Source organism: Paenibacillus sp. YYML68, from assembly GCF_027923405.1.
In the GTDB taxonomy this organism is placed as follows: Bacteria; Bacillota; Bacilli; order Paenibacillales; family NBRC-103111; genus Paenibacillus_G.
The window spans coordinates 1-2500 of the sequence record NZ_BQYI01000001.1 but is presented as its reverse complement, the minus strand read 5'-3'; the positions used below and the strand labels follow the sequence as shown (position 1 = coordinate 2500).

6 tRNA genes and 1 rRNA gene (1 of these 7 cut by a window edge) are annotated in these 2500 nt (G+C 54.0%); all 7 read left to right on the top strand.

From position 1 onward, the window contains the following. Window positions 1–1785 (top strand): 23S ribosomal RNA (locus PAE68_RS00035) (it extends 1127 nt beyond the left edge of the window). A gap of 136 nt (window positions 1786–1921) precedes the next feature. Next, a tRNA-Ser gene (locus PAE68_RS00030) sits at window positions 1922–2009 on the top strand. Window positions 2010–2034: 25 nt separating this feature from the next. After that, window positions 2035–2111, top strand: a tRNA-Met gene (locus PAE68_RS00025). A gap of 10 nt (window positions 2112–2121) precedes the next feature. After that, window positions 2122–2197, top strand: a tRNA-Val gene (locus PAE68_RS00020). Between the two features lie 32 nt (window positions 2198–2229). Beyond that, a tRNA-Thr gene (locus PAE68_RS00015) sits at window positions 2230–2305 on the top strand. 14 nt (window positions 2306–2319) lie between these two features. After that, window positions 2320–2396 (top strand) — tRNA-Asp (locus tag PAE68_RS00010). A gap of 20 nt (window positions 2397–2416) precedes the next feature. After that, window positions 2417–2489: transfer RNA gene (locus tag PAE68_RS00005), tRNA-Phe, on the top strand. Window positions 2490–2500: the final 11 nt, after the last annotated feature.

The window sequence follows — 2500 nt, the reverse complement described above, 5'->3', positions numbered from 1 at the left end:
AGTGCGTAATAGCTCACTGGTCGAGTGACTCTGCGCCGAAAATGTAACGGGGCTAAACACACCACCGAAGCTATGGGTCCATTAAGGGCAGTAGGGGAGCGTTGTATGCGGGTAGAAGCTAGATCGTGAGGACTGGTGGACTGCATACAAGTGAGAATGCCGGTATGAGTAACGAAAAGATCAGTGAGAATCTGATCCGCCGTAAGCCTAAGGGTTCCTGAGGAAGGCTCGTCCGCTCAGGGTAAGTCGGGACCTAAGGCGAGGCCGAAAGGCGTAGTCGAAGGACAACAGGTTGAAATTCCTGTACCACCGTGAACCGTTATGAGCAATGGGGTGACGCAGAAGGATAGTGACGCGGACTGATGGATGTCCGTCCAAGCAGCAAGGCTGGTTAGTAGGCAAATCCGCTAACCGTAAGGCTGAGCTGTGACGGGGAGGGAAATATAAGTACCGAAGGTCATGAGTTCAAGCTGCCAAGAAAAGCCTCTAGCCAGGGAGAAGGTGCCCGTACCGCAAACCGACACAGGTAGGCGAGCAGAGCATGCTAAGGCGCGCGGAAGAACTCTCGTTAAGGAACTCGGCAAAATGACCCCGTAACTTCGGGAGAAGGGGTGCCTCGGTAGGGTGAATAGCCCGAGGGGGCCGCAGTGAAAAGGCCCAAGCGACTGTTTAGCAAAAACACAGGTCTGTGCGAAGCCGCAAGGCGAAGTATACGGGCTGACGCCTGCCCGGTGCTGGAAGGTTAAGGGGAGCGGTTAGGAGCAATCCGAAGCTGTGAACCGAAGCCCCAGTAAACGGCGGCCGTAACTATAACGGTCCTAAGGTAGCGAAATTCCTTGTCAGGTAAATTCTGACCCGCACGAATGGCGTAACGACTTGGGCGCTGTCTCGACGAGAGATCCGGTGAAATTTTAATACCTGTGAAGATGCAGGTTACCCGCGACAAGACGGAAAGACCCCATGGAGCTTTACTGCAGCTTGATATTGGACTTTGGTACGATCTGTACAGGATAGGTGGGAGCCTGAGAAGCCGGAGCGCCAGCTTCGGTGGAGGCGCCGTTGGGATACCACCCTGATCGTATCGGAGTTCTAACCTGGTACCGTGAACCGGTATGGGGACAGTGTCAGGTGGGCAGTTTGACTGGGGCGGTCGCCTCCTAAAATGTAACGGAGGCGCCCTAAGGTTCCCTCAGAATGGTTGGAAATCATTCGCAGAGTGCAAAGGCATAAGGGAGCTTGACTGCGAGACAAACAGGTCGAGCAGGGACGAAAGTCGGGCTTAGTGATCCGGTGGTACCGTATGGAAGGGCCATCGCTCAACGGATAAAAGCTACCCTGGGGATAACAGGCTTATCTCCCCCAAGAGTCCACATCGACGGGGAGGTTTGGCACCTCGATGTCGGCTCATCGCATCCTGGGGCTGAAGTAGGTCCCAAGGGTTGGGCTGTTCGCCCATTAAAGCGGTACGCGAGCTGGGTTCAGAACGTCGTGAGACAGTTCGGTCCCTATCTGTCGCGGGCGTAGGAAATTTGAGAGGAGCTGTCCTTAGTACGAGAGGACCGGGATGGACGTACCGCTGGTGTACCAGTTGTTCCGCCAGGAGCACGGCTGGATAGCCAAGTACGGACGGGATAAGCGCTGAAAGCATCTAAGCGTGAAGCCCCCCTCAAGATGAGATTTCCCAGTATGTAAGACCCCTTGTAGACGACGAGGTTGATAGGTTCGGGGTGTAAGCACGGTAACGTGTGTAGCTGACGAATACTAATCGGTCGAGGGCTTATCCTAAAGCATTTACGGAGTAAATGCACTTCGTAAGCATACGAAGTAAACGTACTTCGGAAGCAAAAGCTAATACAGAGCATCAGCGTGCTTAGTTTCGTATCCAGTTTTCAAGGGATAAGCCTTGATAAGGTTATGTCATGGAGAGATACCCAAGTGGCTCAAGGGGACCCTCTGCTAAGGGGTTAGACTGCGTAAGTGGTGCGAGGGTTCGAATCCCTCTCTCTCCGTATTACATTCCTTGGTTGTATAAATGGCGGTGTAGCTCAGCTGGCTAGAGCGTACGGTTCATACCCGTAAGGTCGGGGGTTCGATCCCCTCCGCCGCTACCAATAATCCCATGGAGGCTTAGCTCAGCTGGGAGAGCATCTGCCTTACAAGCAGAGGGTCGGCGGTTCGATCCCGTCAGCCTCCACCATCCACATGCTGTGGATAACTATAACGTAACATGCCGCTGTAGCTCAACTGGTAGAGCAACTGACTTGTAATCAGTAGGTTGGGGGTTCAAGTCCTCTCGGCGGCACCACTTAAATATGGCACGGAGCCGTGGTGTAGAGGCCTAACATGCCTGCCTGTCACGCAGGAGACCGCGGGTTCGAATCCCGTCGGCTCCGCCATTATTTAAAATCAATGTTGAGGCTCGGTAGCTCAGATGGTAGAGCAGAGGACTGAAAATCCTCGTGTCGGCGGTTCGATTCCGTCCCGAGCCACTTTAGTTGCA